The following is a 26,134-nucleotide window of genomic DNA, read 5'->3' as shown; positions in this document are numbered from 1 at the left end:
CAAACAATCTTATGTTTGGTTGAAGAAGCCAGGTAGCCACATGGTGAGTGGTGCGTAGTATGTTGTGAGTAGGAGGGCGAGGATCATCGCGATGAAGAAGGGGATCATTGGTCCTGCGACTTTTGCGATGCTTGTTTTGCCGACACTACAGCCGATGAATAAACATGTACCGACAGGTGGGGTGCAGAGGCCGATGCAGAGGTTGACGATCATCATGACGCCGAATTGAACGGGATCCATACCGAGGTTCATTGCAATGGGGAGGAAGATGGGTGTGAAAATTAGGACGGCAGGGGTCATGTCCATGAACGTGCCGACGATGAGGAGAACGATGTTGATGATGAGGAAGATAATGATGGGGCTATCAGTGAGGTTGATGAGTGTTTCGCTGATGAGTTGGGGGAGCTGTTCGTAAGCCAGGAACCAGCTCATCGCAGAGCTGGTTGAGATGAGTAGGAAAACAATGGCTGTGGTGATGGCCGATTTGAGGAGGATAGGCGGGAGTTCTTTAAGGCTTATTTCACGGTACATGACTGTGCCGAGTAGCCATGCGTATGCGACGGCGATGGCAGATGCTTCAGTCGCGGAGAAAATGCCGCCGATGATGCCGCCGAGAACGATGACGATGAGAAGGAGGCTGGGGATGGCGCTTAAGCCGGATTTCAGGATGTTGATGATGCTGAATGCGTCGCTTGATTGCGTGCGATTACCGAGGCTGAAGAGGGCACAAACACCCATGATAAGTAATCCCATCACAATGCCGGGGACGACACCCGCGATGAAGATCGCGGCGATGGAGACGTTTTGAGCGGCTACGGCGTAGACGATCATGATATTGCTGGGTGGGATGACGAGGCCAGTGGTTGCTGCGGTGGTTGTGACGGCGACGGTGAAGTCGCGGTCGTATCCTTTGCGCTGCATCTCAGGGATCATGAAGCCGCCGATTGAGGAGACTGCGGCAGCAGCGGAGCCACTGATTGCGCCGAACATCATGCAGGTGAGGACGTTGACGTAGCTAAGGCCGCCGTTGAAGCGGCCGACGATTGAATTGGCGAAATCGATGAGTCGGCGTGCCATACCGCCTGAGCCCATGAGGTTGCCAGCTAAGATGAAGAATGGGATGGCGAGTAACGAAGTACTTTCGATACCACCGGCCATTCTTTGAGAGATGATGTTTGTTGCGCTGACGTCGTTGGCGGCGAAGATTGCAAGGAATGTGCTGATTCCGATCGCAAATGCGATGGGGATGTTCATGAGCATCATTGCAAAGAAGCTGATGACCAGGATGAGGCTTTGTTCATTCATTAATCGACATCCTCAATCTGATGTTCACTGATGGATGGGCTGTGCTGCGTGAAGATGGTGTAGATATTGTGGGCGGCGTAGCCAACGATGAACAGGCCGGCAATTGGGACGGCGAGATAGAAGTATGCTTTTGAGACGCCGAGAGCGGCCATCATCTGTCCAGAGTCGTAGCGTGCGAAGCAGAGGTTGAAGCCGCCGTAGATCATGACGGTGCCAGCAAAGGCAATAACGAGAATATGTGTGAAGATTTCTAAAAATGATCTGACCGCACTTGAGCATTTCAGAACGAGGTAGTCGATACCTAGATGCTTGTGTTCGGCATAAGCGAGGGCGGCGCCAAGCATGGCAACCCAGATTAAGAGTGTTGTGGCTAATTCATCTGTCCATTGGCTTTGGCGGCCGATGACGTAGCGTGAGAAAACACCCCAGATGACATCGATGGTCAGTGTGAACATGATGACGATGACGACCCATTCGAGCGCGATCGTAAAGATGCTTTTACTTTTAGTTTCGTTTTGCTCAGACATTATGGTGTCTCAAGAATACGTTTTAAATAAGGGCCAGCAGCGGTGTTCATGGCTTGGTCATGCATGGGCTTGACGCGAGCGCGGAATGGGGTGGGATTGGGATAGGAGACTTCAACGCCGGCAGCCTTGATTTTTTCCAAAGCTTCGCTTGATGCTTTTTCCCAGAGTGTACGTTGGAAGTCGCTTGATTCTTGAGCGGCTTGCTTGATCCAAGTTTGCTGCTGTTCGTTGAGGGTGTCCCAGATTTCTGTGCTGAAAAGTAGCATGTCAGGAACACGTGTGTGTTCATTGAAGCTGTAGTATTTTGTGACTTCGTAGTGTCGGCTATTGAGGTAGGACGGGAGGTTGTTTTCAGCACCACCTACGAGATTTGATTGAAGTCCGGTATAGAGGTCGCCAAAATTCATCGGGGTAGGGGAGCCACCGAGGGTGCTGATGAGTTTGACCGCAGTGGGACTGCTTTTCATGACTCGGATTTTGACTTTGTCTAGGTCGTCGGGTGTCATGATGGGTTTTGTTTTGGTGTAAAAACTGCGTGCCCCGGCGTCGTAGTAGCAGATGCCAATGAGTCCCTTGTTTTTGCCAAGGGTGAGGAGTTCTTGGCCGATTGGGCCGTTGAGGATCTGCCAATAGTGTTCGTTATTTTTGAATACATAGGGCAAACTGAAGACGGCATATTCAGGGATAAAGTTTTCAATAGGTGCTGCGGATGATTTTGTCATCGCGAGCTGGCCTTGCTGCAAGTTTTCGAGGCATTGTGTTTGCGTGCCGAGTGTGGCGTTGGGATAGATGACAACCTTGAGTGAGCCATTGGAATGCTTGGTCACCAGCTCGGCAAATTTCTCCATTGCGATATGCACGGGATCGTGTTGTCCGAGGTTGTGAGCGAGTTGCAACGTTCGTGCTTTTTGAGGTCTGTCTTGCTTCACAAGTGTGACATTGCTGTTGGATTGGTTCGTGTGCGATTCATCAATCGAGTTATTGCTTCGAACGATAAATGAGAACATGATCGTCGCAATTAAGATGCCTACCAAAGCTCCTACTATAAATGTAGGGATTCGCTGTTTATTCATGAAGCACCTCTTTAATTGGGCTGACGAAACGTATCAATCGGTTTGGATAGGTAAAAGTTAGCCCAGGCAATGAATATGCATGGCACAAATCTATCAATAAGTTAGATGTGCTGATTCGTTTATTTACCGTAGTTTGTAACTTGATTATACGAAAAGAAACATTAATTGCTATGGATTTACGAGTTGTTGCTTTAGAGGGATGAGTAGTGGGATAATGATGTTAGGTAAACACAGATTTTGTTTTTTAAGAAGCTTTAATTTGATCAATTCGCTTGTGGGATGTGTATAAAATTAAGCGTTTCTCATGCTATGTATTTAGATGTGATTAAGGTGCTGATGTAGGGCAGGGGCGATTAATTCATTTGTAGTTTCGTAATGCTTTACGCCGAGCAAGAGATGTCATGAGAAGGATCACGATAGGCAACTTTGGAGTGGTTCCAATTAAAGATCGTTTGAAGTGAAGCTCAAGCTGACGATGTTGTTTTGGCCATCTTTGATCGTGGTCGAGGATATGACCTTATTTGCTTGAAGCGATGTGATTACCACTACAAACTTAGGTTTAGGAGAAATAACAAGTGTGCAGATAGTTTTGGTGTAAGAAGTGCGCACAAAAAAAGCTCATTCTTTCGAATGAGCTTTTTAATAGTCAAAATCTTTGACAAGTGAACAGTTTAGACCTTCACAACACGTTGCCGTGTTGCTATCCCTCAGAGTTTCGCATGCTAGACTCTGTATTTAGGGGCAAGAATGTGTTGACATACATGGAACGGTTCGCACCGGTTCCAAGTCTAAATTATCCCTTAGAAAGGAGGTGATCCAGCCGCAGGTTCCCCTACGGCTACCTTGTTACGACTTCGTCCCAGTCACCGAGTTCACCGTAGACACCTCTGAATCGAGGCGGCTTCGGGTGCTCCCAGCTCCCATGACGTGACGGGCGGTGTGTACAAGGCTCAGGAACGTATTCACCGCGTCGTAGCTGATACGCGATTACTAGCGATTCCGACTTCATGCAGGCGAGTTGCAGCCTGCAATCCGAACTGGGGCATGGTTTTTGCGATTTGCTCCACCTTGCGGTCTTGCTTCGCTCTGTCCATACCATTGTAGCACGTGTGCAACCCAGGGCATAAGGGCCATGATGACTTGACGTCGTCCCCACCTTCCTCCGGTTTGACACCGGCAGTCCCGCTAGAGTCCTCAGCATTATCTGTTAGCAACTAACGGCAGGGGTTTCGCTCGTTAAGGGACTTAACCCGACACTTCACAGCACGAGCTGACGACAGCCATGCAGCACCTGTGGTCGTTCCACCCGAAGGTGTCGATCATCTTTCGATTCACTAATCCGACCATGTCAAACCCTGGTAAGGTTCTTCGCGTTGCTTCGAATTAAGCCACATGCTCCACCGCTTGTGTGAGCCCCCGTCAATTCCTTTGAGTTTTAGTCTTGCGACCGTACTCCCCAGGCGGTGCACTTAATGTTTTAACTACAATCGAGATGGCGTCAAAACCTCCTCGATCTAGTGCACATCGTTTAGGGCGTGGACTACCGGGGTATCTAATCCCGTTCGCTACCCACGCTTTCGTGTATGAGCGTCAGTACATAGCCAGCAATCTGACTTCTCCTTTGGCGTTCCGATAGATATCTACGCATTTCACCGCTCCACCTATCGTTCCGATTGCCTCTCTATGACTCAAGATTTGCAGTCTACCGAGCAATTCCATAGTTGAGCTATGGGATTTCACAAGATACTTACAAATCCGCCTGCACACCCTTTAAGCCCAGTGATTCCGATTAACGCTCGGGCCCTTCGTATTACCGCGGCTGCTGGCACGAAGTTAGCCGGCCCTTCCTTTGGGTCTGGTCAAAATTCCTAAACCCTGACAGTAGTTTACACCCCGAAGGGATTCATCCTACACGCGGCATTGCTCCGTCACACTTTCGTGCATTGCGGAATATTCGTTACTGCAGCCTCCCGTAGGAGTCCGGGCAGTGTCTCAGTCCCGATGCGGCGGGTCGTGCTCTCACACCCGCTAGCCGTCTTAGGCTTGGTGAGCTTTTACCTCACCAACAACCTGATAGCACGTTTCCCGATCTCGAAGTAGTAAACCTTTGCTCCAGAAGCCATACGACTTTAGGAGATTATGAGGTATTACCCCAGATTTCTCTGAGCTATCCCTCGCTTCGAGGCACGTTAGAAACGCATTACTCGCCCTTTCGCCACTCTACTCGTAACCGAAGTTACTTTCGCGTTCGACTTGCATGTTTTAGCCATGCCGCCAGCGTTCAATCTGAGCCAGGATCAAACTCTTCAATTTTATATCGTTGTCACAAGCCACAAGGACTTGCATTGACTTCGAATGAAGTTTTTGACCTGTAGCTAACAAGCAAGCTTGCTAGCCGGTCTCATTGATTAATGTCAATTAATCTAATGTTTTAAAGCGACTAAACTTTAAAAATTTTAGGGTCTCACATTCCTGAAATTAAGTTTTGTCAACTTAAATTCCATACAAGAATGTGAGAATTTGTAATTTAAGTGTGAATCCTAAATTACGGGATCTGTTTACCGTCGAGTTTGGCTATGGAGCCTTGCTCAATCGGTCACATTCTTGCGGTCTGTGTTAAACTGTTCACTTGTCAAAGATCTTTAATAACAATCACTTATGAGCGATTTTGTTTGCCTCGCGTTTTAGCGGGGTGTCGCATTTTAGTGATTTATTTTTCAGTGTCAAGCTCAGTAGGTCGTTGTGGAAAACGTTTCACTGAGTGCCAACTCTTGGGATTTTAGCACGTTGCATGCTAGCGAGTCAGCGTCTTGGGTTGTCAGTAGTTAGCAGCGACAGTTTTGAGTGCTGTCGTTTGCTTGACATGGGAGTATTATGCCGACCCCCAAGCCTTCCGTCAAATCGCTCGAATGGTTTTGAGAATGCGTGTGGATAAGTGACGTAAATCACTGTCAAAGCAGATAGTTATCCCCAAAAACGCAGGAATGCGGAAGGCAAGTATTCACATGTCGGTAAACAAAGAGTTAATGTTATGGGATGTGAATGAGTAAAATCAAGATCAAGCCTCACAAGAATATGATTAATGAGGTGTGATTTAGGTGTTACTTTTCTATGGAATAGGTATCGAGGTTTCGTATTAAGTGTGCTAATGTGACTTTCATCGTTAATATCGCTGCGATTTTGCTAGTTGTGAGCAGATATGTGTGATTTGATGCGAATGAAAAGGGAGTATGGGTGGTTGTAAAAGCATCTATCTTTAGAAGAAGGATCTAAGTCAATGAGAATGAAAGACTATATAGGTATGAAAAGGCAGGTTTTGGGGCTCTTGGCAGTAGGGGCATGTATCGTCGTTGGGCTTAATCTCACAGGGTGCGATAAGCAGGAACAGTCGAAGACGCCAGAAGTGGTCATGTCAGATGTAAAGCCTGCAGCAAGTTATGAAGTCAGAGGGATTGTGAAGAGTATGCCAGCGGAGGGAGGCAAGATGCTGTTGCAGCATGAAGCGATACCAAGCTTTAAGAATAAGAAGGGTAGGGTTGTGGGGATGAATAGCATGACGATGCCGTTTCCTGTGGGTGAGGGTGTTGAGATGAGCGGTTTAAAGGAGGAAGATAAGGTTGAGGTGACATTTGTGGTGACGTGGGGTGAGAAGCCGTATTACATCACTGAGATTGAGAAGTTGCCTGCTGAGACGGAATTGAATTTTGGTGAGATGAGCATGGATATGCATGGAGAAAGTGGGGAACATTAAATAAGTGATTATTAGAGCGATATTGAGACCTGCTTCATTATGAAGCAGGTTTTTTTGTGCATGCTTGCGTTGTATAGGGGATTTGACCATAGCGTGCATGGAGTTGGCTGGGGGTGGTGTTTTAAATTGACGGTGCTGTTCAGGAGCAAGAAGATGAATATGGGTGGGAGTAAAACGCAATAATTACCACTGAATTTCTGGAGATTAATGATGGGTTTGACTATTAGAACAGCAGAATCGTGCGAGTTAGATTTGGTGTCTTTAGGTGAGTGTATGGTGAGGTTGAGTCCTCAAGGACATGGTCGAATAGAGTTTTCGAATCTAATGGAGTTGTGGGTTGGTGGCGGTGAGTACAACGTTGCGTATGCGCTGTCACGATTAGGGTTGAGGACAGGTTGGGTCGGAGGTGTTGTAGATAATCCTGTCGGTAAGCTTGTCATGAATCATGCAAGAGGTGGCGGGCTTGATACGAAGCATGTTGTTGAGTTGGATTATGACGGGGTCGGGCGAGATGCCAGAATGGGTTTGAACTGGACTGAAGTGGGGCAGGGGCCGCGTGCGAGTGTGACGCTATATGACAGAGGTCATAGCGCGACGAGTAAGATGGATGAAGGTGATGTTGATTGGGATGAATTGTTTGTGAAACGTGGTGTTCGGTGGTTACATACGGGTGGCATCTTTACTTGTTTGAGTGATTCAACAAGGCGTGTCGCAGCGGAAGCGTTAAAAGCAGCTCATGATGCGGGCACGATGGTGTCGTATGACTTGAATTTCCGCAGTAAGTTGTGGAGCAGCGAAGAAGCGATTGAGACGACGAAGCCGTTGGTTCAATATATTGATTGCTTGATTGGTAACGAAGAAGATTTTCAAAAAGTTTTAGGCTATAAAGTTGAAGGAGCTGAGGACGAGAACCTGAAGGAGTTGCCGATCGAAAGCTACAAGAAGATGGTGCGCCGAGTTGCGAAAGATTATCCGAATTTGAAAGTGATTGGTACGACATTACGTGAAGTGCTGAATGCGAATGAGAACAATTGGTCGGCCATTCTGTATTGGGCTGAAGATGATAAGTTCTATCATGGGCCTAGCTTTGATCGTTTGCTTCTCGAAGATCGTGTGGGTGGTGGTGACGGGTTCGCGAGTGGGTTTACGTATAGCTTCTTAAAGGGATATGATCCACAAGAAGCGGTGAATATCGGGACTGCGCATGGAGCGTTATTACAGACGACTCGTGGTGATACGAGTATGATCACTGAAAAGGAATTACTGCACGTAGCCGGTGGCGGCGGGGCAAGGATCATTCGCTAAAGATATTAAGAATCATATTAGTTGTTTGTACAGAGCTGGCTTCGGTCGGCTCTGTTTTTTGATTGCAGATTGGTCTGTGTGACATATTTCATGAGCTGCGGGTAGAAGGCATTGAAGTCGTTGCGGATGGATGAGTAATTGGCGAGCAAGATGGGGATTGCGGTTTGGAGTTTGACGTTACGGTTGAGTCGCTGTGAGAAGTGGGAGGACATGCGTGAAAGGACAAGGGTGAGGCCGTTGATTGTAGCGTATTTGGACAGGTAGTCGTGATGATGGATGGCTGTAATGCGTTCCAGCATTTGGGTGGGCATGAGGTGCTTGCCTGCGTTGAGGACGGAGTAGGCGTTGGTGATGAAAGCGGGGAGGGATTGTGTGTGGTAATGTTGCCAATCAATCGAGAGAAAGTGATCGTAAAAAATATCGATGAGGATGCCTGCGAAGTGAGGGTGGTTAGGAATTTCAAGGAACGGGGTTTTGCTTTGGGCGAAAAGTGGGTGCGTGTCGGTGAATGCGTCGACACAGCGGTGGGTGTGAACGCCATGCATGATTTGTGGGTCAAGGTTGGTGGGTAGTTTGCCTCGAATGAGATCGGGCATGAGATTTCCGATCATGGATTCAGATGTGTCGCAGGCAAGATGTAGATGGGCTAAGAAATTCATGTGGCCACATTTTCGTATGCGCGTGCAGCGAATGCAAGAAGGGGGATGCTATGTCGATGCGCATAAAAATACCTCCACGACAGGGCTCCGATCCTGTGGTGGAGGTGCGCCACGGCATAAATCCGTATCAGCGATGAGATGTGACATTTGTCGCATAAACGCGTGCCGCATCTCTGCTATATCTATCCTATCGGCTGATTTTACTGCCTGTCAATGAAGCTTTAGGTATTAGGTATGTTTATTTTAAGTGTATTAATTTGAATTGGTTATAGCGTTTAGGTATGGTGGAAAGGCGGTTTTTTGTGAAAGAAAAATATTCTGGCAGATTGGGATGAGGCCTGTATTGATTTAAGTCGATAATTCGGCTGTATTTGTGTAATTCACACTGATGGAATGAAGAATGGAGTAGGTTAGATGTCAGATGTTATCTGTGTAGCAATTGGTGTATTGGTCGATGGTGAAGGCGATGATGTTAGGGTTTTGATAGCGAAACGTCCGGAAAGTGGTGTGCTGGCAGGATACTGGGAATTCCCTGGCGGGAAGCTGGAAAAAGATGAAACGCTTGAAGATTGTGTGGTCCGAGAATTCGCAGAAGAGTTGGGAGTACGTGTATCAGTGACAGGTTGTTTAAAAGCTGTGCGTCATGAATATGACTACGGGGTCGTAGAATTGAATCCGTTCTATTGCCGATGGGAGAGCGGTGAGTTAGAGAATCTTGCTGTGGTTGATCATCGATGGGTAAAGCCGAATGACTTGCGTCGGTACCAATTTCCGGAGGCTAATATCTCATTAGTTGAGCGAGTTATTATAGATTTGGGTGGTAAAGTAGCGTTGGCTAGTTAATGTGTGATGCATTGGTTTTACATAGATGCCTAATAGTTGGTTAGATTCAGTCCAAGAAAATGTTTTTTATGACCCTAAATTCTGATCTTGTCTTGAGAGATCTTGTGAATCGTGGAAAAGTGGGTCAGCAGTGTAATTGTGATGCATCATGTAAATGCGAATAGTTTCGCATTGTTTGATGATGTAGTGGTTGTTGTTTCGTATCGCATGAAAATTATTGCATGATTGATGAATCTGCATTGTCCTCTATAAAATAAGATATTTAATCGATGCCGCGTAATTAAAAGACGTTCTTGTGTCTTGCCGGTATTATCTTTGGATGGGATGCATTGCGAGATATGGAGTGTGGTATTGAGAACATGGTCGCATGTATCGAGGTATCTGTGGAATCTCCTGTAATGACTAAGAAGATGTTTGGTATGTTTAGGAATAGGACTGCACAGATCTCAAATATTTTTGTACAATCGTGATATGTAGTGAGGGAAATACACGAAAGTGGGGAAGCGTACGTTAGCATTAGGGGATGACGTATGTGATTAGTACATGTGTTGAAGAAGCATTCCAGCTAGTATTCTATCTTTGAAGAAAACGGGTTGAATTGAATATGTATTTTTGTTTGAAACATATGGCGAGTTTCGCTTAGCTTGTTAGGTTCGATTAATTCGTCGTGCGGCGATGGATTTGGTATCTCGGCGTTGGTTTGAACATGTGTCTGAGGCATCGTCAAACTTAATGATGAGATGGCGTGAGTATGCATGCTGGAAGCAATTATTGGCGCATAATGGCCAATCAATAAATGAGGATGTTATGTCAGAAGTAAAGACGAATAATCCAAAGCGTAATACGGTGCAACGCAAGAGTGTTGAGCAGGTCATTGAAACGGCAGAGGGGCCACTGACTGTACAAGAGATACACGATATTGCGAATGCGCAGTGTGGGGTGGGAATTGCAACTGTTTACAGGATTGTGAAGGCGTTGCATGAAGGTGGGCAGATCAAATGTGTGGTTCTGCCAGATGGTCAGAATCGCTATGAGGCGGCTCATTTAGGGCATCATCATCACTTCCGATGCCGCGTCTGTGGGCGTGTATTCGATTTGCACATGTGTCCGGTTTCATTGCCGGAGGGGACAACATTGCCGGGTGGGTTTGTTGTGGATGGTCACGAATTGACGCTGTTTGGACTGTGCCCAGAGTGTGTTGAGAAGGGATTAGCGGCGGTAGATGCGGACTTGGAAGAAGAGCGAGCTTGTGGTTGTGAGTCGTAAACGGCTGGCATAGGGAAGAGATTTCCGGCCCATTTGAGCGTGAAATTCATGCAAATAGAGGCGTGAGGCCGAGAAAAATGAAGTGAGTTGGGAAAAGGATTTGACAATCTCCGGAAAGGTGCGATACTTCGGACATGAACTCAGCGACTAACCGATTTTATTTCTTTTGGTTTTGGTTTACCGGCAAACAGCCGCGCTGGGTATTCGTTCGGTCACAATAAGTGACTGAACTAACGGTAAAACACCATCACCCCGCAGCGGCTAACGCAGCGGGGTTTTTTTATGGTCGTAATTGTGTGTTATTGAGGCAAAGTCACGATGAGAAAAATAAGGAAGCACGTGATGATGCGAATTCATAAATGGTATTGGCGATTTTAAATTCAAAGTCAAACTACTAAGTTTGGCTCAAAAGAACGCAGAACTAAACAGGAGTCTGGACATGATAGTGGTGATGAGACCAGGGGCGAGTGAAACGGAGATTGACGGCGTGAAAAAGCTAATTAAAGAATTAGGATTGAAGGATCAAGTGATCGTGGGAACCGATTTGACGGTTGTTGCTGCGATCGGTGATGAACGATTAAAAGATTGTGCAGTAATGGAGCAGGCACCGGGCGTGAGTAAGGTAATGCGCGTTCTTGCACCTTACAAAATGGCAGCCATTGAAACGACGGGTAACCAGCGTACAGTGGTAAAACTGTCGGAAACGTGTGTGTTTGGCGGAAAGCAAGTGCCGGTGATCGCGGGACCTTGCTCGGTAGAAGGTGAGCAAGAGATTATGGAAGCCGCGCGGCAAGTAAAGGCATCTGGGGCGCATGCACTTCGTGGTGGTGCATTCAAACCACGAACGAATCCATACGCTTTCCAAGGATTTGGCGAAGACGGTTTAAAGATGTTGGCTGCTGCTCGTGAAGAAACAGGTCTACCGATTGTGACCGAGGTTTTAACGCCAAGTGACGTGGAATTAGTGAGTGAATATGCAGATTGCTTGCAGATTGGAACGAGAAACAGTCAGAACTTCAAGTTGCTAGAAGCATGCGGGAAACAGCCTAAACCGGTTTTGTATAAGCGTGGGATGTCGATGACAATCGATGAGTACCTACAGGCTGCTGAATACATCTTGGCAGAAGGTAATCCGAATGTGATTCTGTGTGAACGTGGCATCCGAACGTTTGAAGATCACACGCGAAATACCCTGAGTTTGTCGGCTGTTCCAGAGCTTCAAACGCGATCGCATTTGCCGATCATTATCGATCCATCACATGGTACTGGGCATGCAAGATTAGTACCATCCATGGCCAAGGCTGCTGTTGCAGCGGGAGCTGATGGCTTGGCGATTGAAGTACATCAAGATCCGAAGCACGCAATGACAGATGGTGCTCAATCAATTACACCCGATCAGATGGACGGCTTGATGGTGAATTTACAGCGTGTTGCAGAGGCCGTGGATCGTGAGTGTATCCCAGTTGAGCAGATGCTTGGCCAAGTGTAAAACATGTCTCAACGAAGGAAAATATCAAGAACGCCTGCTAAACCTAACAACAATGAAATGATGCCATTGAGCGTGAAAAAAGCCATATTGATGTGATTTGTACTGCTTTTCCAAACGAGCACATGCTCCAGAACTAATAGAGCAGTCGTCAAGAATGAGGCGATGAGGAACAGTTGATTTAGCTGCGTACTGAGCGTAAAGAGTAAACCCAGCATGAGGATTACGTTCAGATGCAAAGATCGGCTGATCCACATCGCCTTGTTTGTTCCAAGTGACGAAGGCATTGAATAGATTTTGTTTTTACGATCGAATTCAGTGTCTTGTAACGCATAAATAATGTCGAAACCAGCAACCCATGAGGCAACCATGACTGATAGAAGCCATGTCGTGGGTTCTTTGAGATATGCAGGATTAATTGCAATGGCTGCAGCGATCGGGCTTAAGGCCAATGCTGTGCCGAGGTATACGTGGCATAAGAATGTGAAGCGTTTGGTGTATGAATAACCGATCAGATAAGCCAAGATGAGCGGCGAGAGCAATAATGGGTAGATGTTGGTATTAAGCAGATAAAAGCCTGCAGTTAATGCGATAAATGAAAATGTGCACAATACCATGAGCGAGAGTGTGAATCGGCGTGTCAGTTGACCTGCAGGGATTGCACGCTTGGCTGTACGATCATTTTGTGCATCGATATCTGCATCAAGAAAACGATTGGCTAGCATCGCGACACTGCGCGCGAAGAACATACATAACACAATGAGTGTGAACTGCGAAATCGAGAGGGCTGCTTGTTCGCCATGAGCATTTGCAGCAAGAAATGTGGCAAGTAAAGCAAAGGGCAGGGCAAAGATTGTGTGAGACAGTTTGATATCACGAGCGGCTGCAGCCAGTTGATCTGTGATCTTTGGCGGTGTGTGCGGCAATGAAGTGGTGGTTGCATCCTGCATGAAGAGAATCCGTTTTGAGCTTAATCAAAAACTTGTGGTTGAGGTTCTTGGTGTGTTGAAGCCTTGTTTTTTTTGAGCTGCTGATCCCATGTGGGTGCAAGTTGATGTGGGATATCGAGTTGGTCTAGTAGGCGAGCAGTCACATGATTAACAAGGTCATCAATTGTCTTGGGGAGCGTATAGAAACCAGGCGTGGCTGGCATAATCGTGGCACCCATCAGTGTGAGTGTTTCCATATTACGGATGTCCGCAAGCGTTAATGGAGACTCACGGTGAAGTAGAATGAGCCGCCGTCGTTCCTTAAGTGTGACGTATGCTGCACGTTGGATTAGATTGTTTGATTGCGACGTCGCGATTGCTGCAAGCGAGCCAGATGTGCAGGGAACGATGATCATGCCATCATGTTTGAACGAACCTGATGCGATGCTAGCGCCAATGTTGCGATGATTGTGTAGTGTGAGATGACCAGCATATTCATTTAGTGGCTTGGGCAGACATGACGAAATATCGTTTCCAACGATCTGTAGTTCGTCATGCAGTAATCGTTGGCCTGCAGAAGAAATAACAAGGTGAACGTTTGTTTCCGCCTCTAAAAGCGCATGTAGTGCGCGTTGGGCATATGGTGCGCCGGACGCGCCGGTGATTCCGAGGACAATATTTTTTGAGATTAGCGGCATGTTCAAACACTCTCCAGGCTATTAAGAGCGATTGTAACATTTTGGCATGGACAGAGTCTAGAAAGTGGTGGGGATTGGGGTTGATGAAGCATGAGAGTCAATTGAGTATCGAATGTGTGAGGCGGCTGGCAGCATGTCTAGAGGATTGTGACTTATGAGCTGCGTGCTTGATGTGAATAATGACGCTGTCTTTTTCTGTTTCAAGGCCAATAATCTGGGCGTCTCGGTCGCTGCCTAAGCTGTGTGTTGGGGTGAATTTCAATCCATCACCTAGCTTTGTGATCTGAATACCTGCATCCTCGCCGGTCATATTTTCGATCTCACCGAATTGCTTGAGTGAAGCGTTTATAGGCAAAGGTAGCGTGCCAGCACGTAAACCGATCAGTTTAAGTGTGGCTGAATTATCACCGTTGAATTGAATCTCAAAGATAGCAGAAATAATCTGATTGAAATTCTCTTGATCAATTTCAAAAGCAAGAACGAGGTTGTCGCCTTCAGTTGCAAGCATGATACCTTTAATATTGTCAGGCAAATCGTAACCGTATTGGCTATGTAACCAAAGAGGTAATCTGACTTCGAGCCATGCGTTGATGAGTTCTAAAGGGATGCGCACTTTACGAGTTGATTGTGCTGATAGATTATTGGGATTAGTGAGTTTATCAGGAATACTATCTTCGAGTATGGTTGCGTTTTGGCTAAGTATGACAGTATCAGTTTGAGCAAGATATGCCTGGTTTTCTGTCCAGTATTCTGGCACGGATATCCATTGCCAGTAACCCCACAAGCCCAAGATTGTGAGAATAGCCAAAACGGTAAGCGTAAACCGTGATGTCAATTGCATCATACTTTTAGGCTTGGCTTGTTTTTGATTTTGGCTGTTTTTATTCATCATGTTAATTATTGTGTGGACTCTTTGAGCATGCGGATGATAGCAGTAATTGGCACGGTTTGCGCGTTAGCGTTAGCCCTATAGAATTTGCGATCGCATCGCTTCTTGGATGGTATTCATCAACGTTTGATGAAGCAATTCATGATCACCAATCGTCTCAAGTGCTTGCTCAAGCAGGGCTATAGATTCCTGTGGTGTGTCAGCTTGGATAGCATGTTCAATCGCGGCATCGCCAAGTTTTTCAGAAGCATACAGGAACCAGCCTGCAGGTCCGTTGGCTTGTGGATTGTGACCAGTTTCAGGGATTTGTGAAGCGGGAAACGCTCGATCGCACCATGTCGGCGGTGGGGCAGGTAATGCTATTGCAATATGCGCTTGACTTGGCATCCTTATCGTCCAAGTCGTTGCGTCAGAATTGACTTCCGCAAATAAAATCTCAAGATGTCTCTGTTCAGATCGCGCATCTTGAAGCATATTCTGAGCTTCAATTTCATCTTCTTCTGTCGTAACAACTAAACATCCGATGGGTTTTTCATCCTTCCACATCTGTAAATGCGTTTCGGATGTGCCGAGTTGTATTAAGCCGTCAGCTGCGATCATTCGGCGTTGGCGCCTGGTTTCTTGCAACGGCAATAAAATGCGGCTGTAGTATCCCCAATCTTTTTGTGTTTTCGCCAATGACAATGCTTCTAGACAAAGTTGCTCTGCTTCAAGATATGCAGTCCGTACCAGCGATTGTGAAGCTTGCTCCATGATCTGGTCAATTTTCTTCATCGAATCCCTCTCTAAAATATTGTTCGCTCATATAAACGATCATTTAGCCAAACCACCAAAGGATAACGGGTAATGGAATGCAAAGAAATATTGCGGTATTCCAGAACCATAGGCTACATGCCAATCGTGTATCTAAATGAAACAGGTTAGCCATCATCACCGTCATTAACGCAGTTGGCATTGTGCTTTCAATAAACAACACCTCATTGAAAAGCGTGTTGGTTTGAAGTGGTGTCGAATTGATAGCATAGATCATAACGAGCGTTATTGCTGGAAGAAAAATGAATTTAAAGCCGACTAACAATGATTGTTGCTGGTAATACTGCCTTGTATTCTGGAATTTCAGCTTCATACCGATACCAAATAATGCGCCAAACGCACCAAGATAAAACAGCGCATCAATCAGATGATAATTCCAAAGAAATACAGGGGCAGGTACTTTAAATGCAGCCAAAGCTAGTCCTGTTGCGGCGGCATATAAGGGCATCGCACGTAAATCAAAACTACTCAGAATCAATCGGCTAAGCGGCAAATCCACCTCATCCTGTTTGCCAAAATGTCTTGCAACCGGGTAGAGCAAAACGATTGAAGTTACCTGCATGATCGAGACAACCGCAATACCGTACGCCAATGCAGCGGCCTGATCTGTAAGCATTAAATAGCACAAATACGCGCCAAGAGTAAACCCCATATTTCCCATACCCGCTGCGCATGCAATGACACCTGTGTGCGACCGGGAGAATTTGAGCTTTTTGCATATCGGTATGGCCCCAAATCCCGGGATAGCCACCCATAGCGGCACAATCACAAGCAGCCATAAATCCTGCGGCCGCAGTGGGAATCGCCACATCGACAAGAAACCCGCTAATGCCCAAACCCATACAATCGTATGAAAATGGATGCGTTTAGATAGATCTTCATGGGCCCAGTTTTTTCGACGAACGATATAACCCGACAGTAAACACAAGCAACTGAACAGCGTAAACGCCATAAACTCAAGGGTTTTTGCGTCCATGTAGTCATCCGAACTTTAGGATTGAGGTCGTATCAACGTATGTTCATTACACGCCGATCACGCGGCTATAGATCGCTTTCACCGCATTCTCAAAGTCTGTTGCTTCAACACCGACAATGATATTCAGTTCACTTGAACCCTGGTCAATCATGCGGATATTCAACTTGTTTTCTGCAAGGGCACCAAAGATTCGTGATGCCATACCCGGTGTGTGTGACATCCCGCGGCCAACTGTCGCAATCAGAGCTACGTTCGACAACGCTTCAATCGCATCTGGATCGCATTCCGATTCAATCTCGGTCAGAATTGTTTCGAGTTTGCCGTCGAGTTGTACATCAGAGATGACGATCGACATCGTATCGATACTGGAAGGCATATGCTCAAAGCTAACACCATGTCTCTCGAGTATACCCAGCATCTTGCGACCAAAACCGATCTCGGCATTCATCATCGCTTTCTCAATCGCGATGATCGTAAAGTCCTTGCGGCCTGCAATCCCGGTCACCGAGCCGATCGTGTTGGGTGCTTTCTCCGTCGACACAATCAACGTGCCGTCATCACTTGGCCGATTGGTATTGCGAATATTAACCGGAATGCCAGCTTCACGAACCGGGAAAACCGCCTCGTCATGCAGCACACTCGCACCCATGTAAGAAAGCTCTCGCAGCTCACGGTAAGTGAGTGATTCAATTGTTTTGGGGTGCTCAACAATCCGCGGATCAGCAGCGAGAATACCTGAAACGTCCGTCCAGTTTTCATAGACATCAGCATTCACACCGCGAGCGATAATCGCCCCCGTGACATCCGATCCACCTCGGCTAAATGTTTTTACAAAGCCGTCCTGATCCGTGCCATAAAATCCAGGAATGACTGCACGATCAACACCTTCCGTTCTAGCCGCAACCGAGTGATACGTCTTTGCAGCATCTAAGCGGCCTTTCTCGTTAAAGAAAATAACTTCAGCCGCATCAATAAAGGTGTAACCCAATAGTGCAGCAATGATCTGGCCATTTAAGAATTCACCGCGGCTTGCCGCATAATCTGGCCCGCGATCAGCATACTTGGCGATGCCAACCTGTACCTGATCTAAAGCTGCCGTGAAATCTAAATCTAGACCAAGATCCTTAATGATCTCTTCAAAGCGGTTCCTGATCAGCCCAAATACTTCTTTAAACGGCAACCCCTGTTTCGCATGCTCATGGCATAAATACAAAAGGTCTGTAACTTTCTGATCTTCAGAGTGGCGTTTGCCCGGTGCGCTAGGCACAACAAACTTACGGTCGATATCTGCATCGATAATCGACTTAACTTTGAGGATTTGCTTTGCATCCGCGAGTGATGTGCCGCCGTACTTACAGACTTTAATTCCCATCTTCGTAATCTCTTCCCATTTGGAGATATTGACCGTTGCTCTTGTGTCCGCCAACCCAATCTGGCGACGCTTTGAGTCACAGGCAGGTATTCATAGACATGCAATTGTACGTTTTCCCACCATATATGCACATTGAGGCCTAAAAAGTCAGGCAAATCGTTCAGAAATAGCGTCCCAACAACACGATATCGGTGATTAACACCCCAATTTTGATCAAAAAATCCACATTCAACCCGATTTGAAGCGTTGCAACTCGACAAAAATCTCCGATTCTCTATACTGTTTCCTCACCAACAAACCACCTGCCCAGGTGGCGGAACTGGCAGACGCGCCACGTTGAGGTCGTGGTGGGAGTTACATCCCTTGGAGGTTCGAATCCTCTCCTGGGCACTTTAAAAATCCATGCGATACGCATGGGTTTTTTATTGTATGAATCTGATGCTCATCGCGCATTACCACGGCTCATTAAATATCTCATCCACCCAATCATGCAGTTTCCCCAGTAGTACCGCCACATCTAACGCCGTGAACCGCGCACGCGTATGGTACGCCTTGAAATAAAGTGATTTCACGAAATCGAGTGATACGCCGATCTCTTCTGGATGTATCGGGCAACCTGCCGCCTTCAATCGGGCTTGGTATTCTGCAGAACCCAAATGCCAAGGCTTTGCCCTTAAAACGGTCTCAGGCCAATGTGTAATCAATTTATCAATCATCACTCTGGCCTCAGCCGCATTCATGTGCTTCTTGGGATACTCTTTTCCGACTACTTCTTTGAGCTTGGGTTGCTCAAATAAGTCCTGCCCACGCTGTGTTGCCGTTTCCTTGTCCATCCAGTCAGCCAATCGTTTGTCAATATCCAATTCGCTGGGGTCGAAAGCCAGCATTTTTTCCTGCAATTTGGTCATAGCGATACTGCCAATCCCCACCTTCATGCCGTGGTAGGGTATCTCGCCATGATATCGATGGCCGATCATGTCTAAGTTATGGCTAAACTGGTGTTCAGCCCCTGAGCACGGCCGTGTGTCTTGATAGACATCCATCGCAATGCCTTGCATAATCAAACCGTTGAATAGATTACGAATCGGCTCAGAGTCGCCCGCATTAACGCCCTTCGGCTTCCCCGTCCACAGATCAATCTCATCACGTGTCAAACCCCAGACATGTTCATCAATCGCCTCCACACCAGCCGCATCTGCGAAGATCCAATCGATGCCAGAAACATATTTTGCGAGCAAATCACCATATCCCGCCGCGTTCAATGCTTTTGGTGCTCTACAAATCACATCCAGATCCGCAACGACCGCAAGCGGGGCAGGGCAATAGATCGTTTGCTTATGCCCATCCACTTCTATTGAGGCGCTATAGGCACCAAATCCATCAACCGATGCTGCCGTAGCGACACATACATAACTCCGTCCAAGCTGACTCACCGCCAATTTCACAAGATCATTGATCGTGCCGCCTCCAACCGCAATCGCGACATGATTCGTCAAACTTTCAAGATAAGATTGTACTGCTTCTACATGCCGCATTTCGGCATGGAGATCTTCCGAATCTAAAATCAATCGATCATGATCATCGTGGTGTGCACTAAGCCCAACATCAAGTAATATCTTGTGTACCCGATCACCAGCCGCACGCCACGTGTTTTCATCAGCAACAATCACAGCCCGTTGGCCGCGGAAATAGCGTCTGAGAATTCGTGGCAACTCGCTAATCGCACCATGACCAATACTCAGTGATTTTGTATCATTCGCTTCAGTCAATGCTTCTGATAGTTTTAGATTTAATGGTTCCTGCATACGTTTCCCTTCACCCAATTTCTATCAACCTAAAGCAAAAATTTCATATTGATCTTATTCGCTACCCGTACGCTTGTGTATCAAAAACTAAAAAAGCTCTGCAAAATACTTTGTAGAGCTTTCATCGTCATCAATTGGATTGGCATATTATGCTGCTTGATCACTTTTCTGATCGTCATTGATTGGCTTATTGCTTCCCGTAACTTCCTTCGTTTCTTGGTAAGCCTCTAACTGAATCTGTCGTTCCGCTTCATTCCACCCAAGTATTTCAGCCATCCACACTGAAACCTTCTCGGCGATTGCATCGTTGTCTGCGAAGTAATGCACCCAGCTAGAGCGGCGGACCATCACATCAGCTAATGTTCTCGCCCATTCTGCATCACAGTAATAGTTCACCGCTTCACGTGTTACCGCACATGGAACAATACCCGTGTACTTATCTTCCAACCCCTTAGCCAGCAGTTTTTCCTGTGCAGTGCGGCATCTCTCAGTTTTCTTCGTTGTGTACTTTAAGACAAGGTCGACCGTTTCCTCTGCCATTAAACGATACGTCGTCAGCTTACCGCCACCAATATCAATCCAACCTTCTTTTGTTTGCAAGATTTGGTGCTTGCGTGAAATATCTGACGGTGTACCGTTAGGATCAGCAATCAATGGCCGCAAACCAACCCAATGGCTAATGACATCATCACGAGACAAACCAAGATTATCGAATGCAGAATTCGCAGCAGCAACAATGTAATCAATATCTTCTTGATCCGTTTTTACCTTCTCAATATCATCCTGATAATCCGTATCCGTCGTGCCAAGAATCAGTCGCTCGCCCCATGGAATCACAAACAAGATCCGCTTCCCTTCGGTGATCACAACCGCATCGTCCACAGGCAATTTTTCGCGATCAACCACGATATGCACGCCCTTCGAAGGACGAAGATGTAATTGGCTCTGTTTGAATTGTTCTGACCAAGGCCCAGTCGCATTAACAACTGTCTTTGCTTTAACAGTCGTAGATTGCCCCGTCATGTGATCCATCAACTTGCATTCCCACAAACCATTCGCACGTTTCGCATTCACCACCTGCATGTAATTAATCACCTTCGCACCATACGCTTCAGCACTGCGAAGTGAATCAATCACCAGCCGTGAATCGCTCGTTAGTCCATCAAAGTAGCGTACGGATCCGCTCAGTTGATCGGTATTAATCTTAGGCAACCACTTCTGTGTTCCCTTAACGTTCGCACTTTCGGATTTACCAAAGTTACGACCACTGCAAAGTAAATCGTAAATCTTCACGCCAATCTTCATCTGCCACATCTTTTGCGGATGATGCTTGTAAACAGGATAAATGAACCGCAAGCCTTGAGCTAAATGCGGAGCGATATCACCGATCACGCATTTTTCCAAACTCGCTTCACGCACCAATCCGACGCGCATCTGTTGTAAATACCGAATACCACCATGCAATAATCGGCTTGATCGGCTCGACGTGCCAAACGATACATCATGCTTATCAACGACAACCACATCTAATCCACGCATAGCCGCATCACGCGCTACTCCAGCCCCAACAATGCCGCCGCCTATTACGAGCAAATCTTTCACATCATGACTTGCTGCTTTAATCGCTTCTTTGCGTTTTACTTCAATATTTTCACGCATTGGACTGTTCCTTTTTCTTGGCGTCTAAAATAGCTTCACCCAATTCCTTCAAGCTCGCAGCGACAATGCTCGGCTTAATGCCCATTTTTTCGATATCTTCAACCTGCGAATCCCCCGTTAATACAAGGCAACTCAGCGTCCCAGCCCTAATCCCCATCGCTACATCCGTTCCTAGCCGATCCCCAATCATGATCGCTTCATTCCCACTCAAACCATGTTTTTCGAGAATAGGCTTGATCATGTATGCATGCGGCTTACCTAACACCGCGACAGGTGCAATTTCTGTCGCCGCCTCAACACACTTAGTCACAGCTCCGCAGTCCACCAGCCATGTCGGCTCATCCGTCGGGCAGAACACATCCGGGTGTGTCGCGATGTAAGGCACGCCTTGCTTCACCCACCAACACGCCTGACACAAACGTTCGTAAACCAATCCCATATCAAACCCAACAACCACAACATCAGGCTTCTCGCAACCCGAATCATTCTCTGCATTCACAACCACATACCCCGCCGCAGCCAGATCATCCATCAGCCCCTTCGTCCCCTGCACATACACCCGCTTTGCATTCGGCATATGTTTCTGCAAATAAAACACCGCGCAATGCATCGATGTCAGTAAATTTTCCCGACTTGCCGGCACCCCCAACTTGTCCAGTTTCGTCAGATACTGTTCAACACTACGTGAACAATTATTCGTCAAAAACGTATACCCAATCCCATTCGCTCCCATTGCCTCAAGAAATGGCAACGTAAAATCAAACAGCTCAGATCCCCTATAGATCGTGCCGTCCATATCCAGAATCACGTGCTTCACTTCCTTCAAGCGACCTTGTACCTCATCTTGTATCTTCAACTCTCACCTCGTCGGTTTCTTTTTCAATTACCAGATCACGCCACATCCCGATATGTGCGCGCAAACAAAAACTCCACGGATCACATTCCGCGGAGCCTTCTCTATATCTCTATGGCTCAATGAATCTGAGTAATCAGTTGCATTTAATCTATCTACACATAGGATAGTCTTCTAAACATCCAAATTCAAGGTCGTTACCCCATGGCTCGCAAAAAACCGCAATCAAAACCCCACGCAATCACTTTTAGTAAACCTGTCATTCCCGTCCTTTGGGATAATGACATCCCCGACAATCTCCTCCAAGCCGCAGATGCCGTCTTTCTACAAGGCGGAGCAATCTCCGACCTTGCCCGCATCCTCGCCCCATTCGAAACCTCCGCCGCGAAAAAAATTCCGCTTTTCCTCAATATCGACCTGCTCGCAGGACTCAACAGCGATGAAGCCGCACTCAACTATCTCACTTCAGCCTTCCCTCGTATCACCGGCATCATCACCACGCGCCATCAACTCACCAATGTGGCTCATCGCCTCGGCCTCGCCGCAATCGTCCGCGTCTTTTTGCAAGATTCTCGCGCACTCGATCGCGGCATCCACATCGTCAAAAACAACAAGCCTGATGCGCTCGAACTCCTCCCGGGCATTGCCGCCGCCCACGTTGCCTCAGATTTTCTCTCACTCGATATCCCCATCCTTGGCGGCGGACTCATCAAAACCGCTCAAACCGTCGAATCCATCATCAATGCAGGCTGTTCCGCTGTCTCAACATCCAAACCAGACCTCTGGTCTCTCAATCTCATCTAATCATCCATTAGCTTTACATCATCTCATCCGCTAACTCGAGGTCATCCGAATCGAGTTTCTCGTTCTTTGCCTCTATCCGTGGCCAGAAGAACAGCCCCAATAACACCAACACCACAGCTGCCAGAACCATCCCCGTTAGCCAAAACTCTCGATACGATTGCACACCGTCGACTTGGAATCGATCGAAATACCCATTATAAAACCCAGCTAAGATCGGCCCTACGCCAAATCCAATCATCGAATACACCGTCTGTGCCGAATGCCGTATGTCTGTCGGCGCAATCCTCTCCACAAACATAAACGAAACCGCTATAAAACAAGCGAAATTGATTCCGTGTAAAGACATTCCCACAATGGCCCAACCATATGAACTGGTTAATCCAAAAATCCCAAATCGCACGATATACGAAGCCACTCCGATCAGCAGTACTCGGCGATAACCCAATCGATTGACATATTTACCCAACATCCAAAGCGCCCAAATCTCCACACCATATCCCACCGCCATCACCGGCCCCGTCCACGATAACGGAAACCCAATCGCATCCACTAAATACGGACTCACTCGAAAATAGTAAGCATTGTGAATCATCGATATCACAATCGTCGCAAACACAAATAGCACCATCATCGGCCTACACATCAGCCGCAACGCCTTTAGCACAGCAATCGATTTCGTATGACTCGGCGGGCAATTCGGCAAGCTGAACCAAGCCCATACCCCATAGCAGACCGCAATCACACCACTCACCTTGAGTGCGTCGACAATCCGGTGTGTATTCAAAAACGTATTGTCTGTTTTCAGCCAAATCATCGAAAACATTACAGACGCAATAATCCACCCCAGCGTCCCCATCGCCCGCACCATCGGGTACTGCCGATCCGTATCTCTAAGGTTCGCAAATGCAACCGAGTTCGCCAGCGACAGCGTCGGCATATACGTTATAGAGAACAAAACACTTAACACCAAGAACACCCAGAAATCCGTCGTGTAAGCCGTCGCAAAATTGATCACCCCACTGAAGATCAATAACCCTGCCAGCGTTTTTTCCGCATTCAAATATCGATCCGCGATCTGCCCAGCAAACGGAGCGATTAGCGCACCCATCGCACCCGCCATCCCCAATATCCAGCCTACCTGCGCGCCACTAAATCCCAGCCCTCCCTCTAGCTCCGGGCTCACCAAATACTTCGCTAAAAATGGCAACCACACCCCACGCACCGCATATTGCAAAAACATCATGAACGACAATGTCAGCGTCCGGTTTTTATCGATCTCACGCATCATAACTCCACAATTGCACGCGACTTTTCAACATCATCACGTTCAATCAAACGTATATTTTCAAAATTCATCAAACACCACCACCTATCTCCCTCACTTAGACAAGCCTAGCACTTCTCCAGTAATTGTCACATCTTACCTCATAAATGCGCGCAACTAATAGTCAATCAATTTCATGTAACCCCAATGCATCTATCATGTACTTCACATTACAAGAAACACTGTGCACAAAAGTATCATGTGGCATTGTTTACAACTCAAAATAAATAATCGACTCATTTTTGTGTTCGTATTGATCTAGTCACAGAATCATGAAAACATTTGGAAACACTTGAATATTAGAGTTTTTCAGAACATCAATATTCAGTATCATGAAGTCAGATGGTTGGCAATTCTCAGTCGGGTCACACATTCATGCGGTTATGGTTTAATAATCCATAGCCACGCGATGCTTCCACGAATCACATTGTTGATGCGAGGAAGTCTCCGTTTCTGATCGTAAAAGATACATATTAGAGTGACACCCATGTATAAAACAAAATCCAGATTGATGCCCCTTGCCGCGATGCTTCTCAGCCTCACCGCTTCGATAACACACGCGCAAACCGAGCCACAACCCATCACACCGCTCGGCGACCAAATCCGTGCAGCACATCAAGGCAGCATTCTTCGTGTCGATGAACTCGCATTTGATACCAAAATCTATCCTTCAATCCCCATGAAACGCATCAACGATCCCGATGCACCCCAGACGCAATTCCTCCTCTCCGACATGCCCGAATACTTCCGTACCGGTGACGGCATCGCGCTTCAAGAACGTGTTCAGCCCGGCATCGTCCGTCTCTATACCTATCACGTCCCGACACCGGACAACCCCGTCAAAAAAATATCAGCCGTGATCGAAAATCGTGGCTCCGACGTCCTTTCATTCAAATTCCGTCGATACGCATTCCCCGATCCCGGCGGCTACTACCAAGTCATCGCCGCAAACGCCATGCGTGACTTCCTCAACTTCAATAACCCCTATTCAGAAGTTAGATATCTCAATCCCGGCCAGCGCATGGTTATCGACCCCAACATGGACAAAGTCGTCACGAAAAAAGACATGCTCGTACATGGCTGGTATGAATTCGAAATCGATCAACCCGCAGAAGTCACCGTCTTTCAAACCGATGTCAAAGACGATTCACTCACCATCATCGATCATCTCCCCAAGCACCCACGCAAGCTCAAAGGCTGGTCTCACTCCGGCTCAGGTCGCGGCACATTCCTTAATTCAAACTTCGTTTCCACACCTTCCGACCCAGACTATGTCTACGACACCGCCGAAGGCGTCAAGGAAGTCATCGTTGCAGACGGCAAATATGATCGCTGGATCACCGGCTACGACCAGATTCAACGCACCATCGGTGAAAACCGTGGCCACTACGGAACCCTTTACAAAATCCGCGTCAAGTGGAAATCAACTGACGGTCGCGGCCTGGCTCTCGTTTTCTGCAACAAACACCTCAACTCAAAATGGTGTGGCAATGTCGGCCTCGCCGCCGGTGTCACCGAAGGCGATTTCCCCGCAGGCACGGTCCTCGCCCCAACCGAAAAAGGTCGCCTCACTTTTAAACGCTATCCCGAAGCTGCCATCATTCAGCGTCTAACACCAGATCCCGAAAAAGAAATCCAAGAATTTGAAGTTCTCTTCACGCCCCCCGGCGCCTCATGTCTTCCCGTCCCGCTCGCACTCATCCCCTTCGATGTTGAATAAATAATTCACCGAACACACCACTAAACCTCGCTTCTGCGGGGTTTTTTTATTAAATACCATCACCATTGTTAATGATT

Annotated in this window: 21 protein-coding genes, 1 tRNA gene and 1 rRNA gene; 8 read left to right on the top strand and 15 right to left on the bottom strand. The window is 47.1% G+C overall.

What is annotated here, in order from left to right; all coding sequences use genetic code 11:
• Positions 1 to 9: 9 nt before the first annotated feature.
• The 4 genes from KS4_RS11770 to KS4_RS11755 all read right to left on the bottom strand — a co-directional run bounded on the left by KS4_RS11770 (position 10) and on the right by KS4_RS11755 (position 5,218).
• Complete coding sequence (locus KS4_RS11770; protein WP_145078211.1) at positions 10 to 1,305, bottom strand: TRAP transporter large permease; 1,296 nt, start codon at positions 1,303 to 1,305, stop codon at positions 10 to 12.
• Positions 1,305 to 1,832 (bottom strand): TRAP transporter small permease, encoded by a 528-nt coding sequence (locus tag KS4_RS11765; protein ID WP_145078209.1) that lies wholly within the window; start codon positions 1,830 to 1,832, stop codon positions 1,305 to 1,307. Before KS4_RS11765 ends, KS4_RS11770 begins: the two co-directional genes overlap by 1 nt.
• On the bottom strand, positions 1,832 to 2,905 hold the full coding sequence (locus KS4_RS11760; RefSeq protein WP_145078207.1) for a TRAP transporter substrate-binding protein: 1,074 nt from the start codon (positions 2,903 to 2,905) through the stop codon (positions 1,832 to 1,834). The genes KS4_RS11765 and KS4_RS11760 overlap by 1 nt, the downstream gene beginning before the upstream one ends.
• Before the next feature lie 804 nt (positions 2,906 to 3,709).
• A 16S ribosomal RNA gene (locus KS4_RS11755) occupies positions 3,710 to 5,218 on the bottom strand.
• A gap of 964 nt (positions 5,219 to 6,182) precedes the next feature.
• Between KS4_RS11755 and KS4_RS11750 the strand changes: the two genes are divergently transcribed.
• On the top strand, positions 6,183 to 6,656 hold the full coding sequence (locus KS4_RS11750; protein ID WP_145078205.1) for a copper-binding protein: 474 nt from the start codon (positions 6,183 to 6,185) through the stop codon (positions 6,654 to 6,656).
• 210 nt (positions 6,657 to 6,866) lie between these two features.
• Positions 6,867 to 7,961, top strand: a complete 1,095-nt coding sequence (locus KS4_RS11745; RefSeq protein ID WP_234698799.1) for a sugar kinase — start codon at positions 6,867 to 6,869, stop codon at positions 7,959 to 7,961.
• A gap of 17 nt (positions 7,962 to 7,978) precedes the next feature.
• On the opposite strand, the gene KS4_RS11740 is transcribed toward KS4_RS11745, so the two are convergent.
• Positions 7,979 to 8,620 carry an ACP phosphodiesterase gene (locus tag KS4_RS11740; protein WP_145078201.1) on the bottom strand — a complete coding sequence of 214 codons (642 nt, stop codon included), beginning with the start codon at positions 8,618 to 8,620 and terminating at the stop codon, positions 7,979 to 7,981.
• A 414-nt stretch (positions 8,621 to 9,034) separates the two neighbouring features.
• Between KS4_RS11740 and KS4_RS11735 the strand changes: the two genes are divergently transcribed.
• The 3 genes from KS4_RS11735 to aroF all read left to right on the top strand — a co-directional run bounded on the left by KS4_RS11735 (position 9,035) and on the right by aroF (position 12,218).
• Positions 9,035 to 9,463: a (deoxy)nucleoside triphosphate pyrophosphohydrolase gene (locus tag KS4_RS11735; protein WP_145078199.1), complete on the top strand. Its 429-nt coding sequence runs from the start codon at positions 9,035 to 9,037 to the stop codon at positions 9,461 to 9,463.
• Between the two features lie 807 nt (positions 9,464 to 10,270).
• Positions 10,271 to 10,729: a Fur family transcriptional regulator gene (locus KS4_RS11730; RefSeq protein ID WP_145078197.1), complete on the top strand. Its 459-nt coding sequence runs from the start codon at positions 10,271 to 10,273 to the stop codon at positions 10,727 to 10,729.
• A gap of 439 nt (positions 10,730 to 11,168) precedes the next feature.
• Entirely contained in the window at positions 11,169 to 12,218 is a 1,050-nt protein-coding gene (gene aroF, locus KS4_RS11725; RefSeq protein WP_145078195.1) for a 3-deoxy-7-phosphoheptulonate synthase, read from the top strand.
• An 8-nt stretch (positions 12,219 to 12,226) separates the two neighbouring features.
• On the opposite strand, the gene KS4_RS11720 is transcribed toward aroF, so the two are convergent.
• The 6 genes from KS4_RS11720 to KS4_RS11695 all read right to left on the bottom strand — a co-directional run bounded on the left by KS4_RS11720 (position 12,227) and on the right by KS4_RS11695 (position 17,892).
• Complete coding sequence (locus KS4_RS11720; RefSeq protein WP_145078193.1) at positions 12,227 to 13,165, bottom strand: 4-hydroxybenzoate octaprenyltransferase; 939 nt, start codon at positions 13,163 to 13,165, stop codon at positions 12,227 to 12,229.
• Between the two features lie 20 nt (positions 13,166 to 13,185).
• Positions 13,186 to 13,842 (bottom strand): UbiX family flavin prenyltransferase, encoded by a 657-nt coding sequence (locus tag KS4_RS11715; protein WP_200761197.1) that lies wholly within the window; start codon positions 13,840 to 13,842, stop codon positions 13,186 to 13,188.
• A gap of 97 nt (positions 13,843 to 13,939) precedes the next feature.
• Entirely contained in the window at positions 13,940 to 14,734 is a 795-nt protein-coding gene (locus KS4_RS11710) for a hypothetical protein (protein ID WP_145078191.1), read from the bottom strand.
• A gap of 75 nt (positions 14,735 to 14,809) precedes the next feature.
• Entirely contained in the window at positions 14,810 to 15,505 is a 696-nt protein-coding gene (locus KS4_RS11705) for a hypothetical protein (protein WP_145078189.1), read from the bottom strand.
• A 43-nt stretch (positions 15,506 to 15,548) separates the two neighbouring features.
• The gene (locus KS4_RS11700; protein ID WP_145078187.1) at positions 15,549 to 16,520 is read right to left on the bottom strand and encodes an AEC family transporter; all 972 of its coding nucleotides are present in this window, start codon (positions 16,518 to 16,520) and stop codon (positions 15,549 to 15,551) included.
• Between the two features lie 46 nt (positions 16,521 to 16,566).
• On the bottom strand, positions 16,567 to 17,892 hold the full coding sequence (locus KS4_RS11695; RefSeq protein WP_145081608.1) for an aspartate kinase: 1,326 nt from the start codon (positions 17,890 to 17,892) through the stop codon (positions 16,567 to 16,569).
• Positions 17,893 to 18,196: 304 nt separating this feature from the next.
• Between KS4_RS11695 and KS4_RS11690 the strand changes: the two genes are divergently transcribed.
• A tRNA-Leu gene (locus tag KS4_RS11690) sits at positions 18,197 to 18,282 on the top strand.
• A 62-nt stretch (positions 18,283 to 18,344) separates the two neighbouring features.
• On the opposite strand, the gene KS4_RS11685 is transcribed toward KS4_RS11690, so the two are convergent.
• From KS4_RS11685 to KS4_RS11675, 3 genes are all read right to left on the bottom strand, one after another.
• On the bottom strand, positions 18,345 to 19,697 hold the full coding sequence (locus KS4_RS11685) for a sn-glycerol-1-phosphate dehydrogenase (RefSeq protein ID WP_145078185.1): 1,353 nt from the start codon (positions 19,695 to 19,697) through the stop codon (positions 18,345 to 18,347).
• A gap of 147 nt (positions 19,698 to 19,844) precedes the next feature.
• A complete protein-coding gene (locus KS4_RS11680) occupies positions 19,845 to 21,356 on the bottom strand; it encodes a glycerol-3-phosphate dehydrogenase/oxidase (RefSeq protein WP_145078184.1) in 1,512 nt (503 codons plus the stop codon).
• Positions 21,349 to 22,212, bottom strand: a complete 864-nt coding sequence (locus KS4_RS11675; protein ID WP_145078182.1) for an HAD-IIA family hydrolase — start codon at positions 22,210 to 22,212, stop codon at positions 21,349 to 21,351. The genes KS4_RS11680 and KS4_RS11675 overlap by 8 nt, the downstream gene beginning before the upstream one ends.
• Before the next feature lie 201 nt (positions 22,213 to 22,413).
• Here KS4_RS11675 and KS4_RS11670 point away from each other — a divergent pair, with 201 nt between their 5' ends.
• Positions 22,414 to 23,013, top strand: a complete 600-nt coding sequence (locus KS4_RS11670; RefSeq protein ID WP_145078180.1) for a glycerol-3-phosphate responsive antiterminator — start codon at positions 22,414 to 22,416, stop codon at positions 23,011 to 23,013.
• A 13-nt stretch (positions 23,014 to 23,026) separates the two neighbouring features.
• Here KS4_RS11670 and KS4_RS11665 read toward each other — a convergent pair whose 3' ends face one another.
• Positions 23,027 to 24,298 (bottom strand): MFS transporter, encoded by a 1,272-nt coding sequence (locus KS4_RS11665; protein WP_200761196.1) that lies wholly within the window; start codon positions 24,296 to 24,298, stop codon positions 23,027 to 23,029.
• Between the two features lie 526 nt (positions 24,299 to 24,824).
• Between KS4_RS11665 and KS4_RS11660 the strand changes: the two genes are divergently transcribed.
• A complete protein-coding gene (locus KS4_RS11660) occupies positions 24,825 to 26,057 on the top strand; it encodes a hypothetical protein (RefSeq protein WP_145078176.1) in 1,233 nt (410 codons plus the stop codon).
• Positions 26,058 to 26,134: the final 77 nt, after the last annotated feature.

The organism is Poriferisphaera corsica (assembly GCF_007747445.1).
Classification (GTDB): domain Bacteria; phylum Planctomycetota; class Phycisphaerae; order Phycisphaerales; family Phycisphaeraceae; genus Poriferisphaera; species Poriferisphaera corsica.
This window is presented reverse-complemented; position numbering and strand designations above follow the sequence as displayed.

Coding starts and splice junctions, on each gene's coding strand:
- KS4_RS11770 (WP_145078211.1), bottom strand. CDS start 1,305: ATGAATGAACAAAGCCTCATCCTGGTCATCAGCTTCTTTGCAATGATG.
- KS4_RS11765 (WP_145078209.1), bottom strand. CDS start 1,832: ATGTCTGAGCAAAACGAAACTAAAAGTAAAAGCATCTTTACGATCGCG.
- KS4_RS11760 (WP_145078207.1), bottom strand. CDS start 2,905: ATGAATAAACAGCGAATCCCTACATTTATAGTAGGAGCTTTGGTAGGC.
- KS4_RS11750 (WP_145078205.1), top strand. CDS start 6,183: ATGAGAATGAAAGACTATATAGGTATGAAAAGGCAGGTTTTGGGGCTC.
- KS4_RS11745 (WP_234698799.1), top strand. CDS start 6,867: ATGGGTTTGACTATTAGAACAGCAGAATCGTGCGAGTTAGATTTGGTG.
- KS4_RS11740 (WP_145078201.1), bottom strand. CDS start 8,620: ATGAATTTCTTAGCCCATCTACATCTTGCCTGCGACACATCTGAATCC.
- KS4_RS11735 (WP_145078199.1), top strand. CDS start 9,035: ATGTCAGATGTTATCTGTGTAGCAATTGGTGTATTGGTCGATGGTGAA.
- KS4_RS11730 (WP_145078197.1), top strand. CDS start 10,271: ATGTCAGAAGTAAAGACGAATAATCCAAAGCGTAATACGGTGCAACGC.
- aroF (WP_145078195.1), top strand. CDS start 11,169: ATGATAGTGGTGATGAGACCAGGGGCGAGTGAAACGGAGATTGACGGC.
- KS4_RS11720 (WP_145078193.1), bottom strand. CDS start 13,165: ATGCAGGATGCAACCACCACTTCATTGCCGCACACACCGCCAAAGATC.
- KS4_RS11715 (WP_200761197.1), bottom strand. CDS start 13,842: ATGCCGCTAATCTCAAAAAATATTGTCCTCGGAATCACCGGCGCGTCC.
- KS4_RS11710 (WP_145078191.1), bottom strand. CDS start 14,734: ATGATGAATAAAAACAGCCAAAATCAAAAACAAGCCAAGCCTAAAAGT.
- KS4_RS11705 (WP_145078189.1), bottom strand. CDS start 15,505: ATGAAGAAAATTGACCAGATCATGGAGCAAGCTTCACAATCGCTGGTA.
- KS4_RS11700 (WP_145078187.1), bottom strand. CDS start 16,520: ATGGACGCAAAAACCCTTGAGTTTATGGCGTTTACGCTGTTCAGTTGC.
- KS4_RS11695 (WP_145081608.1), bottom strand. CDS start 17,892: ATGGGAATTAAAGTCTGTAAGTACGGCGGCACATCACTCGCGGATGCA.
- KS4_RS11685 (WP_145078185.1), bottom strand. CDS start 19,697: ATGCAGGAACCATTAAATCTAAAACTATCAGAAGCATTGACTGAAGCG.
- KS4_RS11680 (WP_145078184.1), bottom strand. CDS start 21,356: ATGCGTGAAAATATTGAAGTAAAACGCAAAGAAGCGATTAAAGCAGCA.
- KS4_RS11670 (WP_145078180.1), top strand. CDS start 22,414: ATGGCTCGCAAAAAACCGCAATCAAAACCCCACGCAATCACTTTTAGT.
- KS4_RS11665 (WP_200761196.1), bottom strand. CDS start 24,298: ATGCGTGAGATCGATAAAAACCGGACGCTGACATTGTCGTTCATGATG.
- KS4_RS11660 (WP_145078176.1), top strand. CDS start 24,825: ATGTATAAAACAAAATCCAGATTGATGCCCCTTGCCGCGATGCTTCTC.